This window comes from Pseudorhodoplanes sp., from assembly GCF_050250235.1.
Taxonomy (GTDB): Bacteria; Pseudomonadota; Alphaproteobacteria; order Rhizobiales; family Xanthobacteraceae; genus Pseudorhodoplanes.
In genome coordinates this window covers 33,300-49,038 of record NZ_JBFWPA010000052.1, presented here as the reverse complement: position 1 = coordinate 49,038, position 15,739 = coordinate 33,300, and the positions used below count along the sequence as shown (strand labels likewise).

At 63.8% G+C, this 15,739-nt stretch carries 18 protein-coding genes and 1 pseudogene; 8 read left to right on the top strand and 11 right to left on the bottom strand.

Annotation, left to right across the window (positions count from 1 at the left end):
- The 4 genes from dut to ubiE form a co-directional block, all read right to left on the bottom strand.
- A partial coding sequence (gene dut, locus AB7F49_RS21425) for a dUTP diphosphatase (protein ID WP_428526074.1) occupies positions 1 to 482 on the bottom strand: 482 nt, incomplete at its 3' end.
- Complete coding sequence (coaBC, locus tag AB7F49_RS21420) at positions 470 to 1,687, bottom strand: bifunctional phosphopantothenoylcysteine decarboxylase/phosphopantothenate--cysteine ligase CoaBC (RefSeq protein ID WP_428526068.1); 1,218 nt, start codon at positions 1,685 to 1,687, stop codon at positions 470 to 472. The genes coaBC and dut, both read right to left, overlap by 13 nt.
- A gap of 99 nt (positions 1,688 to 1,786) precedes the next feature.
- Complete coding sequence (gene ubiB / locus AB7F49_RS21415) at positions 1,787 to 3,358, bottom strand: 2-polyprenylphenol 6-hydroxylase (RefSeq protein WP_428526066.1); 1,572 nt, start codon at positions 3,356 to 3,358, stop codon at positions 1,787 to 1,789.
- Positions 3,359 to 3,386: 28 nt separating this feature from the next.
- Entirely contained in the window at positions 3,387 to 4,157 is a 771-nt protein-coding gene (ubiE, locus tag AB7F49_RS21410; RefSeq protein ID WP_428526064.1) for a bifunctional demethylmenaquinone methyltransferase/2-methoxy-6-polyprenyl-1,4-benzoquinol methylase UbiE, read from the bottom strand.
- 137 nt (positions 4,158 to 4,294) lie between these two features.
- Here ubiE and AB7F49_RS21405 point away from each other — a divergent pair.
- Positions 4,295 to 4,669, top strand: a pseudogene (locus AB7F49_RS21405) (glyoxalase superfamily protein); the annotation flags it as partial.
- Positions 4,670 to 4,679: 10 nt separating this feature from the next.
- A complete protein-coding gene (gene mutM, locus AB7F49_RS21400; RefSeq protein WP_428526062.1) occupies positions 4,680 to 5,561 on the top strand; it encodes a bifunctional DNA-formamidopyrimidine glycosylase/DNA-(apurinic or apyrimidinic site) lyase in 882 nt (293 codons plus the stop codon).
- Between the two features lie 18 nt (positions 5,562 to 5,579).
- Here mutM and AB7F49_RS21395 read toward each other — a convergent pair whose 3' ends face one another.
- The 3 genes from AB7F49_RS21395 to AB7F49_RS21385 all read right to left on the bottom strand — a co-directional run bounded on the left by AB7F49_RS21395 (position 5,580) and on the right by AB7F49_RS21385 (position 6,929).
- Positions 5,580 to 6,059: a low affinity iron permease family protein gene (locus AB7F49_RS21395; RefSeq protein WP_428526060.1), complete on the bottom strand. Its 480-nt coding sequence runs from the start codon at positions 6,057 to 6,059 to the stop codon at positions 5,580 to 5,582.
- Positions 6,060 to 6,204: 145 nt separating this feature from the next.
- The gene (locus AB7F49_RS21390) at positions 6,205 to 6,753 is read right to left on the bottom strand and encodes a sigma-70 family RNA polymerase sigma factor (protein WP_428526058.1); all 549 of its coding nucleotides are present in this window, start codon (positions 6,751 to 6,753) and stop codon (positions 6,205 to 6,207) included.
- Positions 6,750 to 6,929 carry a NepR family anti-sigma factor gene (locus tag AB7F49_RS21385; protein ID WP_428526072.1) on the bottom strand — a complete coding sequence of 60 codons (180 nt, stop codon included), beginning with the start codon at positions 6,927 to 6,929 and terminating at the stop codon, positions 6,750 to 6,752. The genes AB7F49_RS21390 and AB7F49_RS21385 overlap by 4 nt, the downstream gene beginning before the upstream one ends.
- 183 nt (positions 6,930 to 7,112) lie before the next feature.
- Here AB7F49_RS21385 and AB7F49_RS21380 point away from each other — a divergent pair, with 183 nt between their 5' ends.
- A complete protein-coding gene (locus AB7F49_RS21380; RefSeq protein ID WP_428526056.1) occupies positions 7,113 to 7,913 on the top strand; it encodes a response regulator in 801 nt (266 codons plus the stop codon).
- A 69-nt stretch (positions 7,914 to 7,982) separates the two neighbouring features.
- Here AB7F49_RS21380 and AB7F49_RS21375 read toward each other — a convergent pair whose 3' ends face one another.
- The gene (locus tag AB7F49_RS21375) at positions 7,983 to 8,363 is read right to left on the bottom strand and encodes a hypothetical protein (RefSeq protein ID WP_428526054.1); all 381 of its coding nucleotides are present in this window, start codon (positions 8,361 to 8,363) and stop codon (positions 7,983 to 7,985) included.
- Positions 8,364 to 8,367: 4 nt separating this feature from the next.
- On the bottom strand, positions 8,368 to 8,808 hold the full coding sequence (locus AB7F49_RS21370; RefSeq protein ID WP_428526052.1) for a hypothetical protein: 441 nt from the start codon (positions 8,806 to 8,808) through the stop codon (positions 8,368 to 8,370).
- Between the two features lie 445 nt (positions 8,809 to 9,253).
- Here AB7F49_RS21370 and AB7F49_RS21365 point away from each other — a divergent pair, with 445 nt between their 5' ends.
- On the top strand, positions 9,254 to 10,801 hold the full coding sequence (locus AB7F49_RS21365) for a sensor histidine kinase (protein ID WP_428526050.1): 1,548 nt from the start codon (positions 9,254 to 9,256) through the stop codon (positions 10,799 to 10,801).
- 92 nt (positions 10,802 to 10,893) lie between these two features.
- Complete coding sequence (locus AB7F49_RS21360) at positions 10,894 to 11,313, top strand: hypothetical protein (RefSeq protein ID WP_428526048.1); 420 nt, start codon at positions 10,894 to 10,896, stop codon at positions 11,311 to 11,313.
- Between the two features lie 142 nt (positions 11,314 to 11,455).
- On the opposite strand, the gene AB7F49_RS21355 is transcribed toward AB7F49_RS21360, so the two are convergent.
- Positions 11,456 to 11,614 (bottom strand): DUF3309 family protein, encoded by a 159-nt coding sequence (locus AB7F49_RS21355; protein WP_428526046.1) that lies wholly within the window; start codon positions 11,612 to 11,614, stop codon positions 11,456 to 11,458.
- A 297-nt stretch (positions 11,615 to 11,911) separates the two neighbouring features.
- Between AB7F49_RS21355 and AB7F49_RS21350 the strand changes: the two genes are divergently transcribed.
- The gene (locus AB7F49_RS21350; RefSeq protein WP_428526044.1) at positions 11,912 to 12,958 is read left to right on the top strand and encodes a glucose 1-dehydrogenase; all 1,047 of its coding nucleotides are present in this window, start codon (positions 11,912 to 11,914) and stop codon (positions 12,956 to 12,958) included.
- Positions 12,955 to 14,778, top strand: coding sequence for a glycoside hydrolase family 15 protein (locus tag AB7F49_RS21345; RefSeq protein ID WP_428526042.1), 1,824 nt, complete (start codon positions 12,955 to 12,957; stop codon positions 14,776 to 14,778). The genes AB7F49_RS21350 and AB7F49_RS21345 overlap by 4 nt, the downstream gene beginning before the upstream one ends.
- Positions 14,779 to 14,799: 21 nt before the next feature.
- Here AB7F49_RS21345 and AB7F49_RS21340 read toward each other — a convergent pair whose 3' ends face one another.
- Complete coding sequence (locus tag AB7F49_RS21340; protein WP_428526040.1) at positions 14,800 to 14,946, bottom strand: hypothetical protein; 147 nt, start codon at positions 14,944 to 14,946, stop codon at positions 14,800 to 14,802.
- A gap of 188 nt (positions 14,947 to 15,134) precedes the next feature.
- On the opposite strand from AB7F49_RS21340, the gene AB7F49_RS21335 reads away from it, so the two are divergent.
- The gene (locus tag AB7F49_RS21335) at positions 15,135 to 15,695 is read left to right on the top strand and encodes a LemA family protein (RefSeq protein ID WP_428526038.1); all 561 of its coding nucleotides are present in this window, start codon (positions 15,135 to 15,137) and stop codon (positions 15,693 to 15,695) included.
- Positions 15,696 to 15,739 lie beyond the last annotated feature (44 nt).

The window sequence follows — 15,739 nt, the reverse complement described above, 5'->3', positions numbered from 1 at the left end:
ATCGCGGTATTGACACTTTTCGTACCTGTGGAACCGACTCCGGCGTCGCCGCGCGCCGTTTCACTCAACTTCTCAACCGGACGGATATGCGCGCGCACACCCGGCGCGATCACGAGTTGCGCGATTCGCATCCCGCGTTCGATGGAGAACGGTTTGGTGCCGTGATTGATGAGCAGAACCGCGATCTCACCGCGATAATCCGCATCGATGGTCCCGGGTGCGTTGAGAACGGTGACCCCGTGCTTCGCGGCGAGCCCGGAACGCGGGCGCACCTGCCCCTCCATTGCCGCGGGCAGGGCGATCACAATGCCGGTGGGGATCGTTGCGTATCGTCCGGGTGCGATCGTGACCGGCTGTCCGTCGGGGATTGCCGCCAGCAGGTCGAGGCCGGCCGCCGCAGCACTCTGATAGGCCGGCAGCGGCAACCCGGCTCCATGCGGGAGCTGTACGACCTGCAATTCGACGTGTGTCACCGGGGAGATCCGTTCAGCGCGCTGGCGATGCGTCCGATCAGGTGCCGTGCCACCTGGTTCTTGGATTGCGACGGCCAGGATTCCACGCCTTCGGTGGTGACGAGGTGTACCGTGTTGCGATCCCCGCCCATGACGCCGGAAGCGGGGGACACATCGTTGGCGACAATCCAGTCGCAGCCTTTGCTCTTCAGCTTCGCCCTGGCGTGATCGATCACCTTCTCGGTCTCGGCCGCGAAGCCGACGACCAGCCGCGGCCGGCCGGTCCTGAGCCTGGCCACGGTCGCCAGAATGTCCGGATTTTCGGTCAGCGAAAAGACAGGTGCTCCTGACTTCGCGGTCTTCTTGATCTTCTGGGTTTCCGGCTTGGCAATGCCCCAGTCAGCGACGGCGGCGGCAAAGATCGCAGCATCCGCCGGCAGGCTGCTGCGGACCGCGGCCAGCATTTCCCGCGCGGTGGTAACGTGGACCGGAGCAACGCCGACCGGATCAGGCACATTCACAGGGCCAGACACGAGGATCACCTCGGCGCCAGCCTCCGCTGCGGCGGCGGCGATGGCATGACCCTGCTTCCCTGACGAGCGGTTGGCGATATAGCGGATCGGATCGATGGGCTCGTGCGTCGGCCCCGAGGTAACCAGCACGCGCCTGCCGGCGAGCGGCCGGTCCGCGTGCGTGGCAAGCCGATTCATCGCGGCTTCGACGATTTCCAAAGGTTCCGCCATCCTCCCGGTGCCGGCCTCGCCGCTTTCGGCCATCTCTCCGTCATTGGGACCGATCAGCGACACGCCGTCCCGGGCAAGCTGCGCGACATTGCGGCGTGTCGCCGCATTCCGCCACATCGTCGGATTCATCGCCGGCGCTATCAGGACCGGCTTGTCTGTCGCCAGCAGTACCGCGGAGGCGAGATCGTCGGCATGACCGTTGGCCATCTTCGCGATCAGGTCGGCGGTGGCGGGCGCCACAATCACGAGGTCGGTGTCGCGCGCAAGCCGGATGTGACCCACGTCGAATTCGCTCTGCGGGTCGAACAGGTCGGTAAAGGTCCGCTCTCCGGTCACCGCGCCGACCGCAAGCGGAGTGATGAATTCGTGGCCGGCCCTGGTCAGAATGCAGCGCATCGCGGCGCCGCGCTCGCGCAGCCGCCGGATCAGGTCGAGCGACTTGTAGGCGGCGATGCCGCCGCCAATTACCAGAAGGATGCGCTTGCCGGTCATGAGAGCCGCCGAACCAGTGACGCAGTCGTTAACACATATCGCGGCAGGGCGCCGAAACAAGCCGATGCCGGCCGTCTCCATGGTTAACGGCGGCGGCCGTCACTTGATCAGGTACACGATGTAGGCCAGCAATGCCGCGATCGCCCAGAGCGCCATCGCGGTCGAGCGGCCTCGCCTTGCCTCCGCGCGGCCGATTTCGGCGACGGTTTCCGGCGCCAGCACGATGCCGTTGCGGGTGGAGGCATCCAGCTGCTCGATCAGCACCGCGCTGCGTGACATCAGCCCCGGCACCTGACCCAGAAAGCGCCCAAGCTCGAGAGCCCCCTCGGCGGCGTCCTCGATGCGGCCGGCGGGTCCGAGATTGCGTTCGATCCAGTCGCGCACGACCGGTTCTGCCGTCGACCACATGTCAAGCTTTGGATCGAGCGAGCGTGCCACGCCTTCGACCACCACCATGGTTTTCTGCAGCAGCAGCAATTCCGGCCGTGTCCGCATGTCGAACAGGCCGGTGACCTCGAACAGCAGCGTCAACAGCTTCGCCATCGAGATTTCGTCGGCTGCCCGGTTGTGGATCGGTTCGCCGATGGCGCGGATCGCCTGCGCGAAATCCTCCACCGAATGATGCGACGGGACGTAGCCTGCCTCGAAATGCACTTCGGCGGCGCGCCGGTAATTGCGCGTGATGAAGCCGTACAGGATTTCGGCGAGGAACCGCCGCTCCTTGGGCCCGAGGCGGCCCATGATGCCAAAATCGACTGCAACGAGGCGCCCCTCACCGTCCACGAACAGGTTGCCCGGATGCATGTCGGCATGGAAAAAGCCGTCGCGCAATGCGTGGCGCAGGAAACTCTGGATCACGATCCGCGCCAGTTCCTTGAGGTTGAAACCCTTCGCTTCGAGCGCGGCATGGTCGGACAGATGCGTGCCGTCGATCCATTCAAGCGTCAGAACCTCTTTGGCGGTGCGATCCCAATCGATGGCCGGTACGCGAAATCCGGGATCGTTCCGGGTATTTTCGGCCATTTCGGAGAGCGCGGCCGCTTCGAGACGCAGGTCCATCTCGAGCGTCACGGAGCGCCGCAGCGTGGCCACGGTCTCGACCAGCCGCAACCGGCGCGCTTCCGCGGAAAATTCTTCCGCCTTGCCTGCCGCAAAGGCAAAGGCGTCCTGGTCGATCGTGAAGCGCCGCTCGATTCCCGGCCGCAGCACCTTTACGGCGACCGGGCGCGGATCGGCCGCCGTGCGGATTTCGGCGCGATGCACCTGCGCGATCGAGGCGGCAGCGACAGAGGGGCCAAAAGTGGGGAAGGTCTCATTGATCGGCCTGCCGAACGCCTGCTCGACGATGGCAACAGCCTGCGCCTGCGGAAAGGGCGGCATGCGATCCTGCAGGCTCTCGAGGTCTCGCGCGACCGCAACGCCGACAACGTCCGGGCGCGTCGCCAGGAATTGCCCTAGCTTGACATAAGTCGGTCCGAGGCGCGTCAGCGCAGCGGCGAGCCGGCCGGCCTGATCGTTCTTGCCCGGCCGTTCGATCAGCCGGGCGGCCCGCAGGCCGAGCCGCGCGGATACCGGCAGCAGCGCCGGATCAAGCTCGCTGAAAACGCCTTCGCGCGCGAACACATATCCGGCGCGCATCAGCCGCAGCGAGTTGGCGAGGGCGGAGATCATGCTTGCGGATGCGTGCGACCGACCTTCGTCACAGCCGCCAGCCCGAATGCAGGGCAACGATGCCGCCAGTCATCGGCGTAAACGAAACCCGCGCGAACCCGGCTTCTCGAAGCATCGCCGCGAAAGCCTGCGGTCTTGGAAAGTTGCGAATCGATTCCACGAGATAGCGGTAGGATTCGGCGTCGCCGGCCACCGCGCGGCCGAGTGCGGGAATGACGTTGAAGGAGTAAAAGTCGTAAAGTGCTTCCAGCGCCGGCACATCGACCGACGAAAACTCAAGGCACAGGAAATGCCCGCCCGGCCGCAATACGCGATGAGCCTCACGCAGGGCGACGTCCATTCTGGGGACGTTGCGGATGCCGAAGGCGATCGTGTAGGCGTCGAACGATCGGTCAGGCAGGGGCAGTGTCTCCGCATTGGCTTCGATGAAGGTCACGGCGGTATCGAGCCCGCGTCTCAGCGCCCGCTCCCGTCCGACCGCGAGCATCTCGCCGTTGATGTCGAGAATGGTGGCGCGGGTGCCCGAACCACCGGCCTCCAGCACGCGAAAGGCGATGTCGCCGGTGCCGCCGGCGACGTCGAGCAGCCGGAAAGCGCGGCCGCTCTTCGGCGGATTGACCGCGGTGACCAAAGCGGCCTTCCAGGCCCGGTGCAGTCCGCCGGACATCAGATCGTTCATCAGGTCGTAGCGGCGCGCCACGGTTCGAAACACGTCGTCCACGAGACCCTGTTTGTGGTCGAGCGGCACACGCCGGAAGCCGAAATTGGCCTCTTTGGTCGGATTCTCTATCATTTCCATCCTGCACGCCGGACGATAGCCCAGCCCGCGGGGGCGCGCTACATAACGGCATCGCCCTCGTTAACGAGACCTGCCGGAACGAGACCAGCCGTAACCGGATTTGCCGTAAACAGACCTGCCAGGACCGTTTCGTGACCCTGTCCTTTACACCGCCGGTGCCTGTCTTCCGCATCTTCTCGGTAGAGAAGGCGCGGGAATTCTATCTCGATTTTCTGGGATTCAGCCTCGACTGGGAGCACCGGTTCGAGCCTGATACGCCGCTATACATGCAAATATCCCGCGGCCCGGTGGTGCTGCACCTGAGCGAGCACCATGGGGATGCGTGTCCGGGATCCACGGCCTATGTGCGCATGCGCGGAGTGCGGGACTATCATGCGGAAATCAGCGCCAGGGGCTATGGCTATTTGCGCCCGGGCGTCGAGAGCCGCGACTGGACCGAAGCGGAAATGACGGTGACCGATCCGTTCGGCAACCGCATCCGATTCGGCGAGATGCCCGAGAAGAAGGCCTGATTGACTGCAAATGCCTGAACTTCCCGAAGTGGAAACCGTCCGCCGCGGCTTGCAGCCGCTGATGGAAGGCGCGCGGTTCGAAAGGGTGGAGGCGCGCCGTGGCGATCTGCGCTGGCCGCTGCCCAAGGATTTCGTGAAGCGGCTGGAAGGACAGACCGTCACCGGTCTCGGCCGGCGTGCGAAATATATTCTTGCCGATCTGTCGTCCGGCGAGGTGCTGCTGATGCATCTGGGCATGTCGGGCTCGTTCCGCGTCGCGCAGGCGGGCCACGAAGAGACTCCCGGGGATTTTCTCCACGAGCGTTCGAAGTCGGCCGCCCACGATCATGTCGTGTTCCACATGTCGAGCGGGGGCGTTGCGACCTTCAACGATCCGCGCCGTTTCGGCTGCATGAAGCTGATTGCGCGGGGATCGCTGGAGCAGGAACCGCTTCTGCGTGCGCTCGGGCCGGAACCGCTCGGCAACGCATTCGATGCTGCGATGCTGGCGGCCGCCTGTACGGGGAAACAGACCAGCCTCAAGGCCGCGCTGCTCGACCAGCGGGTGGTTGCCGGTCTCGGCAATATCTATGTCTGCGAGGCGCTGCATCGTGCGCATCTGTCGCCGAAGCGAAAGGCGTCCACGCTCGCCGGCCGAAAGGGCGCGCCGAACGATCGCGCGGCGGCTCTGGTCGAAGCGATACGCGCCGTGCTGAATGACGCGATTGAAGCCGGTGGTTCGTCCCTGCGCGACCATCGCCGCACCGACGGCGAACTCGGCTATTTCCAGCATGCCTTCCGTGCCTATGACCGAGAGAACGCCCCGTGCCCCACGCGCCGCTGTCCGGGTATCATCCGTCGCATTGTGCAAAATGGGCGCTCGACCTTTTATTGTCCGGTCTGCCAGAAATGACCCGGCGCCTAAGAGCCTTCAGGCGGCCTTGTTGCCGCGGCGGCGGTCGAGCGATGCCGCCGCGTTTTCGGCGCGTTCCTTCAGCATGCGATGCAAGTGTTCCAGTTCTTCGTCGGACAGGTCTTCCGCCGTGGCGAGCTTGTCGTCGGCGCCGTCCAGCCGCAAAATCAATTCCGCAAGCTTGATCTGAATGGCGGCGGTATCGCGATTCTGGGTATTCTGGATCAGGAAGACCATTAGAAACGTAATGATGGTCGTGGATGTATTGATCACCAACTGCCAGGTGTCGCTGAAGCCGAATATCGGCCCGCTGATTGCCCAGCCGACCACCAGCGCCACCGCGATCAGGAATGTGGCAGGCTTGCCGGCGAGATGGGCGATTCCGCACGCCGCGCGCACGAACGCGGTCTGTTGGTCAGGGCCAGCGCCTTTGTGCTTCTCGATAACCCCGACCGCGCGCGAGACAGACGGTTCACGTGCTCTCGATGTCTTGCGCATCCGACTATCTCCGGGTCCCTGAATGCGGTCCATAACGGATGTGGCGGCCTGGCGTTCCGACGGCGACCGTCCTGGACCGGCGCGCTCAAGAAAAAACGCCGCGCACTTGCGGGCGCGGCGTCAGAAACCAGGCGTGCAGACGGGATCAGTTTTCCTGGCGCATCAGCACAGCGCGCGTGGCATGGTCCGGTCCAAATTCGTCGATATTCTCGACTTCGAGCAGCCTCGCAAGGCGGCTTCGGGCCCGGTTGACGCGGCTCTTGATGGTGCCAACGGCGCACTCGCAGATGTCTGCGGCCTCCTCATACGAGAAGCCGGAGGCGCCGACCAGGATCAGCGCCTCGCGCTGCTCGGCCGGCAATTGGGCAAGCGCTGTGCGAAATTCCTGAAACTCCACCTTGCCGATCTGGTCGGGATGCGACGTGAGCGTTTCGGCCAGACTGCCGTCGGTATCCTCGACCTCGCGGCGCCGCTTGCGATATTCCGAGCGGAACAGGTTGCGAAGAATCGTGAAAAGCCAGGCCGGCATATTGGTGCCGGGCTGGAATGACCCGATATTCGCAAGAGCCCGCAGAATGGTTTCCTGCACGAGGTCGTCCGCCCGATCCACATTTCCCGAAAGCGAAATGGCGAATGCGCGCAGGCTCGGAATGGCCGCAAGAATCTGATCTCGGAGAACCGGATCGACACTCATTCGGATTTTCCTTCCCCAGGCGCCTTGTCGAGTTGCTTGAGAAGCTCGGTGAACCGATCCGGTACGCCCTCCTGCACGACGTCGTCGTAGATCGCCCGCAATTGCTGGCCGATCTTGGATTGAATTTCCCGGTTCAGACCGGATGCGTTTTTCTGGCTCATGGCGTCCGGCTGCATGGAAGGTGATGTGCCTGGCTTGCGTGTTCTCATTTCGTCCTCGCCCGGGCTGCTGATACGGGGCAGCGCCGGTCCCCGCTCCATCCGAAATGCCTCAACACGCAAAAGGTTCCTGTTTCGGGAACTTTTTTTGGTAAGACACGTTGGGGCCGCGAAGACTTCAGGCCCAACGGGAGGGATTACGTGTCCGCTTCGCAAGCCATCGCACCTTATCTGCCGTTTCTGCGTCGGTACGCCCGCGCTTTGACAGGCAGCCAGTCCTCCGGCGACGCCTATGTGGCAGCCGCATTGGAGGCACTCATCGAGGACACATCGGTTCTTGACAGCTCGTCCTCCCCGCGGGTGGCGCTCTATCAGCTGTTCAGCAAGATATGGAATTCGGTGGTCGTGAATGCAAAAGGCGGTCCCGAGTCCGCCGCATTGCCGGCCGAGCAGCGCCTGAGCCAGATCACGCCGCGCCCTCGGCAGGCCTTCCTTCTGGTCGCGCTCGAGGGTTTTTCCGAAGCCGATGCGGCGTCCATCCTGGATGTGGATATCCCGACCCTCCGGCAACTGGTCGAGGAATCCGGACGCGAGCTGGCCGCGGAGATCGCGACGGATGTCCTCATCATCGAGGATGAGCCGTTCATCGCGATGGACCTGGAAGGGCTCGTCGAAAGCCTCGGCCATCGCGTGCTCGGCGTCGCCCGTACCCATTCCGAAGCGGTCACGCTCGCCAAGGCCAAGCGGCCGGGACTGATCCTGGCGGATATCCAGCTGGCCGATGGATCTTCGGGCCTCGACGCGGTGAACGAATTGCTGCGCTCCTTCGAAGTGCCGGTGATTTTCATTACCGCCTATCCGGAGCGCTTCCTGACCGGTGAACGTCCGGAACCGGCCTTCCTGATCGCGAAGCCGTTTCAGCCGGCGACCGTTTCCGCCGTCATCAGCCAGGCGCTGTTCTTCGAACGCAATGCGCGCAGGCGTGAGCGCCGCGCCAGCTAACGGCGGGTAATCCGCCGCTCATCACGCAAATCAGGCGGCCGGATTTTCCGGCCGCCTTTCGTTACGGAGCTATTTGGAATTGTCGGAGTTCTCAGCCGGCTTTCGGGAACCCATCGAAAAACCGAGCATCAGCGCCTCGAACACCAGCGCAAGGCGCTGGTCGCGGGTCATGCCTTCGGCTTCCGGCAGAGGCTTATCGTGGCGAACTGAGGCACGATACAGCCTTGGTGCGAAATATCCCCCGATCGCCACGATCAGCAGCACCACTGCTACCGCGAGACGGGCGCCGATCGGGCCCAGCGCCGCTTCCAGCAGCAGAAACAGGGCCGAAGCCGCGTAGACAACCGCGCCGATCGCCGCCACCCCGGCGACCACCAGCGAAATGGCATGGCGGCGGATCGCCGCAACCGGGCGGTCAAGCCCGCCGGCAACGATGTCGGAGAGCGCCATCGGTTCACTCCGGCCGGCGGGCTAGCCCTGCGATGAACCCGATCCCCGCCGCGATTGCGAGCGTCAGCAGCGGACGCCTGTCGACTTCGGTGATGAAGCGCTTCACCGCCTGTGTTCCGAATTTTGCGACCTCGTCGCTTGCCGATGACACCCCTGCCTGGGCCCTCCCGGTGACTCGGCCGGTAAGGTCCGAAATGGCGTTGAGCACGATATCGTTAGCGCCATCGGCAGCATGGGCCGCACCCTGCTTGGTCAGTTGGTTCAGCCGATTGATGCGCTCGTCGAGCGACGAGATCATGTCCGCAATCTCCGCGCGCATGGCCGCAACGTCGCCTGCCACGGCATCGCCCATCACAGCGCTGGCGCTTTGCGAGCGGCTTGCCCTTGGTCTGCGGCTCGACATCTTGCGCCGCGACTTTGCCGCTCCGTTTTGCGACCGTGCCATCGTCTGTCTCCCGCTGATGTCGCTTGAAATCTTGTGAGAAAATTCTCCGGACCAACGCCGCGGAACCCGCATGGTTCCGTCGCCGTGCCGTATGCCCGCAGGCGCAAAAAAAGGCGTGGCCGGCGGATGCTGGCCACGCCTTGAAATCAGCCGACCGAGCACGAGGGGGAGGGGATGACGGCCGGCTAATGCTCCAATTCCAAACTCCCGGAATCGTTCCACACCGTTGCGTGATCCGTTGCGGGTTTGGCCCGCCTCCCGGTGGAATTAAATAAATGCGACCCTAAGTCCAGGAAACGCGAGGCGATTGAGCGCGTTGGCATGCATCGGTTCCAAGGCCCAAATCGCGCGGCAAGCATCTCGGACAAGAGGCATCGGCTCGAAGCGGTGATGCTGTTACCGCTACGCTCTCGCGCCGTTGCCTGAATGCGGGTAGACGGAAGTGGTGAAGAAGACGACCGGGAGAAAAGCGGTTGGGCAAGGTGCCGAAAAAGCGGCACGGCCGGGTCAGATCAAGGTGAAATCGAATTCAAAGACGTCGGCGGCCGCACGGCTGCAGCGTGAGACCGCGCTGCATGCGCGGACCCGTGCGCGGCTCGAACGCGCCGAAGAACTGGCGCGGCAAAGGTCTGAAGAATGCGAGGAGCTCAAGGCGCGGTTCGAGATTGCGCTCCGTGGCGCCGCAATCCATGCCTTCGCGCAGGACCGCGACCTTCGCTATACATGGATTACGGGCCCGTACGGCGACGAGGCGGCGCTTCGCATGCTGGGACGGACAGATGATGAACTCTGGTCATCGCCCGAACAGCAGGCCGTTATTGCCGTCAAACGGCGTGTGCTCGCGACCGGAATACCCGAGGATTGCGAGGTCTCCTGCATCATGCCGGAGCGGCGGGCGCTGTTCGCACTGCATATCGAGCCCGTACTGGCTCCTTCCGGCGAGGCCGATGGCATCATGTGCACCGCCGTGGATGTCAGCCGCATCCGTTCGCTGGAAAGCGAACAGCGGCGCCTGACCGAAGACCTGGCCACCGCAGTACAGCGTTACGAATTCGCCCTGCGAGGGTCGAATGTCGCGGTGTTCACTCAGGATACCGACCTGCGTTACACATCGGTCAGCAAGCCGCTCTTCGGTCTCGAGCCCGGCGCCCTTTACGGCCGAACCGATTCTGAACTGCTTGCCGGGGCGCGGGCCGGGGCGATCGTCGCGCTCAAGAACGAGGTGCTGCAGCAGGGCGAACCGCGCGACGCCGAGCTGCGGATCGAAACCGGCGCTGCCGCGCGCTGGTACGATTTCCATATCGAGCCGATGTGCGACATTCGGGGCGGTCTGATTGGTCTCACCGGTGCGGCGGTTGATATTACCGAGCGCAAGGAGGGCGAGGCGCATCTGCGGCTGCTGATGCGCGAACTGACGCATCGCTCCAAGAATCTGCTCGCGGTCATCCAGGCGATGGCACGGCAGACCGCGCGGCATGCTGGCAGCATCCAGACGTTTCTTGAGCGTTTCAGCGCGCGCGTTCAGGCGCTGGCGCGTTCGCACGACCTGCTGGTGCAGGAAAGCTGGCATGGCGCTTCGCTGAAGGAGCTGGTTCGCTCGCAACTCGCGCATTATCTCGATCGCGAACCTGATCAGCTATTGATCGAAGGCCCGGATATCCGCTTGAAGCCGGAGGCAGCCCAGAGCCTCGGACTGGCCCTGCACGAACTTGCTGCCAATGCCGCCAAGCATGGAGCGCTTTCCAGGCCCGAGGGGCATGTCGAGGTCAGGTGGCGACCGCTCGCCGACGATGGCGGCATTGAGCTGTTCTGGCGCGAGTCTCGCGGTCCGAAAGTCAGTATGCCGAGGCGTCGCGGCTTCGGCAGCATGGTCATCGAGCACAACCTGACCCGGTCGCTGGATGCACAGGTGAATCTCGATTTCGCCGCCGAGGGGCTCATTTGCAGGGTTGCGGTTCCCGGCGGCCAGCTGGTTGCACAAAAACCCGGATAGCGGAACGGCGGGTCTGTGCGCGCGTTAAGGCCGGGAGCCGCGGTAAAGGCATAGAGCGCCAGCGCGGGGCACATTTTTGGAGACATTGGAACATGCTGCGCAAGACGACTTGCGCCGCCGCGGGCTTGGCAATCGCTTGCGCGGCGGCCTATTCGCTTTCCCTGCTCGCCCAGCAGCCCTCGCGTGACGCGAGCTTCGATTTGCGCTGGCTTTACACCCCGGCAAAGACCGATCGATTGCCGTTGCAAGGCGGACTACGAGCCGACGGCGACGTTGTCGTATCGTTTGGAATTCCGGCGCGAGCCACAACCATCGTGACAAGGCGTCCGGCCCGTGTCGAAAGCGCGGTACAGACGCCGCGCAATACGGTCCGCACCGTTCCGATCCAGCCGGTCCGGGAAGTGCCGAACGAGGAGCCGAAGCGCCGTGCGCTGCCGGTCGGCTGCGAACCCGCCTTCAGTCCGGTCACGACCCCGGCTTACGCGCATATCAGCGCTCGCTGCGATTCCTGAGGTGCCGCGAGACGCCGCTGTGGCGCAGCCGCGTGACGGCGAATCCGCCCGGTACCGTTTCGTCAGCAGCGCTTGAAAATAAATTGCGGAAAAAAGGAGGCCGGATCGTCGATCCGGCCTCCTCCACCTTCGTCTGTTTCAATCAGATTCTGCCCATCAGCAACAGTACCAGAACGACCACAAGGACAACGCCGACGATGCCGGACGGGCCATAGCCCCAGCTGCGGCTGTAACCCCAATTGGGAATCGCGCCGATCAGGATCAGAATCAGAATGATGACAAGAATAGTGCCGAGCGTCATAGCCAAACTCCCGCAGTTGAAGAAGCGTGCGCGCGCAAACACGCATGTCGACCGTTGTGCGCCTGTGATGGCCGCGTTTGCCCATCGAGACGCGTATGGAGACGTCAGCGATCAAACGCCGCAGGTTCCCGTCGGTTCCCTTGCAAGGCGCGACGCTTTACATCCAAATGTCAGGAACCGGTTCCTTCTGCCCCGCGTTCACCCGGTCCGCGTCATGCGCGCCTCGCAAGGAAAGTGATTCTGTTTGGATTGTCGTAGGCGGCCACCCTTATTTCACCGAGCAGCGGGAGTCTGGTGATGCGTGCCGTCACGGTGCTGCCGGGAGTCAGGGACTCGATCCGACTCGATGACGTTGGTGCGCCACCGCTGTCCGATGGTGCCATCCTGGCCCGGACTCGTGCGCTCGGAATCTGCGGGACCGATCACGAGATCCTGCAGGGCCTTTACGGCGCGGCGCCGCCGGGCGTCGAGCGACTGGTGATCGGCCATGAATCGCTGGGTATTGTCGAGGAGGCGCCATCAGGGAGCGGGTTTGATGCGGGTGACCCGGTTGTCGGAATTGTGCGGCGTCCCGATCCCGTGCCGTGCCCGTCCTGCGCGGCCGGCGAATGGGATATGTGCCGCAACGGCGGCTTTACGGAACGTGGAATCAAGGAACGCAACGGGTTCGGCTCCGAGCTGTTCCGGATCGAGCCTGCTTTCGCGGTGAAGGTCGACCCAGAACTCGGACTTTCCGGCGTCCTGATGGAGCCCGCAAGCATTGTGGCCAAGGCCTGGGATCATGTGGAGCGTGTCGGGCGCCGATCGACGGCATGGGCCGCGCGCAATGTCCTGGTGACCGGCGCCGGCCCGATCGGACTCCTGGCCGCGCTGATGGGACGGCAGCGCGATCTCGACATCCATGTGCTCGACCGGCACACCGATGGTCCGAAACCCGGACTGATCCGCGATCTCGGCGCCGTGCATCATGCCGGGCCGCAAACGCTGCGCGATCTGTCCTTCGACATCGTGATGGAATGTACCGCGGCGAGCGCGCTGGTCGTGGAATCGATTGCCCGCTGCGCGCCGTCGGGGATTGTCTGTCTGCTCGGGGTTTCGTCAGCCGGGCACCGGACCGAGTTTGACATTGGCGGCTTCAACCGCAAGCTCGTCCTCGGAAATGAAGTCGTATTCGGCGCGGTGAATGCCAACCGCCTGCATTACACTCAGGCTGCCGCGTCGCTTGCGCAGGCGGAGCGGTCCTGGCTCGACCGGTTGATCACCCGCCGGGTGCCTCTGTCGCAATGGCGAGAGGCTTTCACGCCGCGCCGCGATGACATCAAAGTCGTGCTGGAATTTTCGTGAAGACATTGCGGATCGAGGATTACGCCCTGATCGGCGATTGCGAAACGGCCGCGCTGGTCGGGCGCGACGGATCGATCGACTGGCTGTGCTGGCCGCGCTTTGATTCCGACGCCTGCTTTGCGGCGCTGCTCGGAACACCCGAAAACGGCTGTTTCCGGATAGCCCCGGTGGACGAGGCTCAGGTTACTCGCCGCTACCGTGACAACACTCTGATTCTGGAGACGAGCTTCGAGACCAAGGACGGTGCGGCGACCGTCATCGATTTCATGCCGGTAAGGACCGGGGCGTCGGATGCCTCGGATCTCGTGCGCGTTGTCCGCGGTGATCGCGGCACGGTGACCATGAGCGCCGAACTCACGCTGCGATTCGGCTACGGTTCGGTGATCCCCTGGGTTGTGCGTCTGGATCGCGAAACCCTGCGGGCAATTGCGGGGCCCGACATGGTGCTGTTGCGCTCGCCTGTGGAATTGCAGGGCAAGGGTTTCAAGACCGTCGGAGAGTTCAACATTGCTGCCGGCGAGACCATACCTTTCACGCTCGTGCATTCGCAGTCGCACCTGCCGTTGCCGCCGGCCATAGACCCCGCAGAGGCGCTGATCGCGACGGAACGGTTCTGGCAGAACTGGGTGGCGCCCGCGCGCGGGGGCGGCCGCTTTGCCGGCCTGATCCATCGCTCGCTGATCACGCTCAAGGCGCTCACCTACGCTCCGACCGGCGGCATTGTGGCCGCACCGACGACCTCGCTTCCCGAACTGATCGGCGGCGAGCGCAACTGGGATTATCGCTTTTGCTGGCTGCGGGACTCGACGCTCGCCCTGCTCGCCCTGATGAATGCCGGATTTTACGAAGAAGCCGAGGCGTGGCGCGACTGGCTCCTGCGTGCCGTGGCGGGGTCGCCGGACCAGATCCAGATCATGTACGGGATCGCCGGCGAACGCCGTTTGACTGAATGGGAGGTGCCGTGGCTGCCGGGATACCGCAATGCGCGACCGGTCAGGATCGGAAACGGCGCACATCAGCAATTGCAACTCGACGTCTATGGAGAACTTTTTGATTCCTTGCACCAGGGGCGAGCGGGCGGTCTGTCGCAGTCGGAGGCGGGCTGGAACCTGCAACTCGCGCTGCTTGCGCATCTGGAGCGCGCATGGCGCGAACCGGATGAAGGAATCTGGGAGGTGCGCAGCCAGCGTCAGCACTTCACCCATTCCAAGGTGATGGCCTGGGTCGCGTTCGACCGGGCGGTGAAGGATGTCGAGCGTTTTGGCCTGCCCGGTCCGGCGGGGCGCTGGCGGCGGATATGCGGGGATATTCGCGCTGATGTGCTGACCAATGGATTTGACACCGAGCTGAACACGTTCGTGCGCTCTTACGGCACGCGCGAGCTGGATGCGAGCCTGCTGCTGCTCGCGGAGGTAGGTTTCCTGGCGGCGGATGATCCGCGCTTTGCAGGCACGGTGCGGCAGATCGAGAAGCGGCTGCTGCGCGACGGCCTCGTCTATCGCTACGATACCCTCGTCTCGGAGGACGGCTTGCCGCCGGGCGAGGGTGCATTTCTGGCCTGCAGCTTTTGGCTTGCCGATGCCTATGTGCTGATGGGCCGCAGGACTGACGCAGAGCGATTGTTCGAAAGGCTGGTCGCGCTGTGCAACGATGTCGGGTTGCTGAGCGAACAATACGATCCCGCCGGGGGGATGCAGCTCGGAAATTTCCCGCAGGCTTTTTCACATATCGCGCTGGTCAATACGGCGTTCAATCTCTCGGCTTACAGCAAGCCGGCCGAACAGCGCGCGGAACGGGCGCCCGACCAGGAGAAGGCATAGGAAGCTGCCGGAAATCCGGAATCAGATCGCGAGCAACAATACCCCGAACAGCACGCACACCATCGCGACGCTGGCGATGAGGACCACGAGAACGGGACGGTCCAGAAAGCCCTGCCGGGCTTCCACTGGGGTCAATTCCTCTCTGCCAAGCATGCGTCGCCACACCATTCGTCGTTCTCCTTGCATTCGCCTCACGGGCGGGCAAAATTAAAACGCCTGCACCGGCCGGACGGTTCCTTGCACTTTGCAACGCAATTTGTGACACAAGCACGCAATTCGCGGGCAGTTGTTGCCATATTGCGGCCAAGCTAGGGTCCGGCATCGGCGCAGGTGTCTGCGAGCCAGGGGGAGATTGCATGACCTCGACATTGATCGTCCTTGCCGTCATTGGCGGCCTCATCGCCTGGGCGATATCGATCTACAACGGCCTTGTCGCGATGCGTCAACGCGTCAGCCAGGCCTTCGCCGACATCGACGTTCAGCTCAAGCAGCGTCACGACCTCGTTCCCAACCTGGTCGAAACCGTGAAGGGCTACGCCACGCATGAGCGCGAGACGCTCGATGCAGTGGTCAAGGCGCGCAACGCTGCGATCGCGGCGCAGGGACCTGCCGCGCAGGGCGCCGCCGAGAATGTGCTGAGCGGTGCGCTGCGCCAGCTCTTCGCGCTGGCCGAGGCCTATCCGGACCTCAAGGCCAATACCAATTTCCAGCAATTGCAGACCGAACTCGCCGACATCGAGAACAAGATCGCCGCGGTGCGCCGCTTCTTCAACAATGCGGTGCAGGAATACAATACGGCGATCGAAAGCTTCCCGGCTGTCCTGGTTGCGGGCTCCCTTGGCTTCCACAAGCGGGAATTCTTCGACCTCGGCGAGGCCCGTCCGGCGCTCGAACAGGCGCCGCAGGTCAAGTTCTGACATTTCGGCCGGGACCTTTGCGGCGTCTGAGAGGCGCTGCCGCG